The following is a 2,870-nucleotide window of genomic DNA, read 5'->3' as shown; positions in this document are numbered from 1 at the left end:
GGTGGCACGTTTTTTTTCTAACCCCCCCCGCCCCGGGGCCCCCCCCCCCCCGGCCCGGGGGGGCCCCCACCACCCCGGGGGGGGGCCCCCCGCCCCCCCCCCCCGGGCTTCGGCGTACTTCGCCACGGACCCGGCCAGACCGTCGTCTCGGGCCCCTTGAGGAATCAGCCGTAGTTCACTGGGTAGTGCTTGATCCCGTTGAGCCAGCTGGAACGGAGCCGCTGAGGCGGGGCCGCCTCGGTGATGCCGGGCATGACGTCGGCGATGGCGTTGAAGATCAGGTCGATCTCGAGCCGGGCGAGGTTGGCGCCGATGCAGTAGTGCGATCCGGTGCCACCGAAACCGACGTGCGGGTTGTCCTCGCGCAGGATGTCGAACCGTTCGGGGGCGTCGAAGACGTCGGGGTCGAAGTTGGCCGAGCTGTAGAACATGCCGACCCGGTCGCCCGCGTGGATCTCCTGGCCGCCGAGCACGGTGTCCCGGGTGGCGGTGCGCTGGAACGCGACGACGGGGGTGGCCCACCGGACGATCTCGTCGGGCGCGGTCTTCGGGCGCTGTTCGCGGTAGATCTCCCACTGCTCGGGGTGATCCAGCAGCGCCTTCATGCCATGGGTGATGGCGTTGCGCGTGGTTTCGTTGCCCGCCACGGCGAGCAGGATGACGAAGAAGCCGAACTCGTCGGAGGCGAGCGACTCGCCGTCGACGTCGGCCTGGATGAGCTTCGTGACGATGTCGTCCATCGGGCATTTTCGCCGTTCCTCGGCCATGTTCCAGGCGTAGCCGAGGATTTCGGCGGAGGCGGCGATGGGCTCGACCTCGTATTCGGGGTCGTCGTAGGCGATCATCTGGTTGGACCAGTCGAAGATCTTGAGGCGGTCCTCCTGCGGGATGCCGATGAGCTCGGCGATGGCCTGCAACGGGAGTTCGCAGGCGACGTCGGTGACGAAGTCGCCCGTGCCCTTCTTCTTCGCCTCGGCGACGATCCGCTCGGCGCGCTCGCGCAGCGTGTCTTCCAGCCGCGAGATCGAGCGCGGGGTGAAACCCTTCGAGACGATGCGCCGGAGCTTCGTGTGCTGCGGCGCGTCCATGTTCAACAGGACGAGACGGTTGGCGTTGAGCATCTCGTCGGTCGTGTTCTCGTCGAACCGGATGATCGCGGTCTTCTCGCTCGAAGAGTAGAGCTGGCTGTCCCGCGAGACTTCCTTGACGTCCGCGTGCCGCGTGACCACCCAGTAGCCGTCGTCGCCGAAACCGGCGGTGTTGCGGGCCTGCGGATTCCACCACACCGGTGCGGTACGCCGGAGTTCGGCGAACTCGGCCAGCGGCAGCCGATTCGCGTAGAGGTCCGGGTCGGTGAAGTCGAAACCGGCGGGGATCAGCGGAGCTGCCACAGGTGCCTCCTACGCGGTTCGCCGATGAAACACGTTCTAGAGGGGATTAGAGCATACGGTGTTAACCAAGGGAAGAGGATTCAGTGAAACCCGTTAACTTTATCGATGTGGGCGACAGAGTCGCAGGTGATCGAGCGCTCACTCGGTCAAGATCCAGATAGCGTCAATGCTGCCTACCCTTGCCAAAAATAGGAACATGTTCTAGTTTTGGCCGAGTGAACGGTGTTGACGGACGAAAGGGACACGCATGGGCACGCCAGTGATCGTCGAGGCCGTGCGCACCCCGATCGGCAAGCGCCGCGGGTGGCTGGCCGGGCTGCACGCGGCCGAACTGCTCGGCGCCGCACAGCGCGCGGTGCTCGACCGGGCCGGGATCGAGCCCGAACTCGTCGAGCAGCTCATCGGCGGTTCGGTGACACAGGCGGGCGAGCAGTCGAACAACGTCACGCGCACCGCGTGGCTGCACGCCGGGCTGCCCGAGACCGCCGGCGCGACGACCATCGACGCGCAGTGCGGCTCCGCGCAGCAGGCCGCGCACCTCATCGCGGGGCTCATCGCGACCGGCGCGATCGACACCGGGATCGCCTGCGGGGTCGAGGCGATGAGCCGGGTCCCGCTCGGCGCCAACCGCGGCACCGAGGCGGGCACCCCGCGGCCGTCGTCCTGGTCGATCGACATGCCCAACCAGTACGGCGCGGCCGAGCGCATCGCCGAACGCCGCGGCATCACCCGCGAGGACGTCGACCGGTTCGGCACCGAGTCGCAGCGCAAGGCCGCCGCCGCGTGGGCCGCCGGGCACTTCGACCGCGAGATCGTGCCGGTCAAGGCGCCCGTCCTCGGCGAGGACGGCGCCCCGACCGGGGAGACCCGGCTGGTGAACCGCGATCAGGGCCTGCGGGAAACCACCGTCGACGGGCTCGCGAAGCTCAAGCCGGTGCTGGACAACGGAATCCACACCGCGGGCACGTCGTCACAGATCTCCGACGGCGCCGCCGCGCTCCTGCTCATGGACGCCGATCGCGCGAAGGCGCTCGGCCTCCGGCCACGCGCCCGGATCGTCGCCCAGGCACTCGTCGGCGCCGAGCCGTACTACCACCTCGACGGCCCGGTCCGCGCCACCGAACGGGTGCTCGCCAAGGCCGGGATGACCATCGGCGACCCGGACCTGTTCGAGGTCAACGAAGCCTTCGCGTCGGTGGTGCTGTCCTGGCAGCGCGTGCACGGCCCGGACGAGTCGCGCGTGAACGTCAACGGCGGGGCCATCGCGCTCGGGCACCCGGTGGGCAGCACCGGCTCGCGGCTGCTCACCACGGCGTTGCACGAGCTGGAACGCCGGGACGCCTCGACCGCGCTGGTGACGATGTGCGCCGGCGGCGCGCTCGCCACCGCCAGCATCATCGAGCGCCTCTAGAACTCGTGCGCGTTCCGGCCGGGCCCCCAGCGGCCCGAACCCGCCCGGTGCATCGGGCGGGGGTTGAG

2 protein-coding genes are annotated in these 2,870 nt (G+C 69.2%); one reads left to right on the top strand and one right to left on the bottom strand.

From position 1 onward, the window contains the following. Nucleotides 1–164: 164 nt before the first annotated feature. Complete coding sequence (locus ACFWY9_RS00415) at nt 165–1,391, bottom strand: cytochrome P450 (RefSeq protein ID WP_378337797.1); 1,227 nt, start codon at nt 1,389–1,391, stop codon at nt 165–167. A gap of 247 nt (nt 1,392–1,638) precedes the next feature. On the opposite strand from ACFWY9_RS00415, the gene ACFWY9_RS00410 reads away from it, so the two are divergent. Beyond that, nucleotides 1,639–2,802 carry a steroid 3-ketoacyl-CoA thiolase gene (locus ACFWY9_RS00410; protein ID WP_378327604.1) on the top strand — a complete coding sequence of 388 codons (1,164 nt, stop codon included), beginning with the start codon at nt 1,639–1,641 and terminating at the stop codon, nt 2,800–2,802. Nucleotides 2,803–2,870: the final 68 nt, after the last annotated feature.

Source organism: Amycolatopsis sp. NPDC059027, from assembly GCF_042739735.1.
Taxonomy (GTDB): Bacteria; Actinomycetota; Actinomycetes; order Mycobacteriales; family Pseudonocardiaceae; genus Amycolatopsis.
The sequence above is the reverse complement of the archived record's forward strand: the minus strand, read 5'-3'. Positions and strand labels throughout refer to the sequence as shown.

What these genes read in the sequence shown, in the direction of transcription:
- ACFWY9_RS00410 (WP_378327604.1), top strand. Translation starts at nt 1,639, where the DNA reads ATGGGCACGCCAGTGATCGTCGAGGCCGTGCGCACCCCGATCGGCAAG.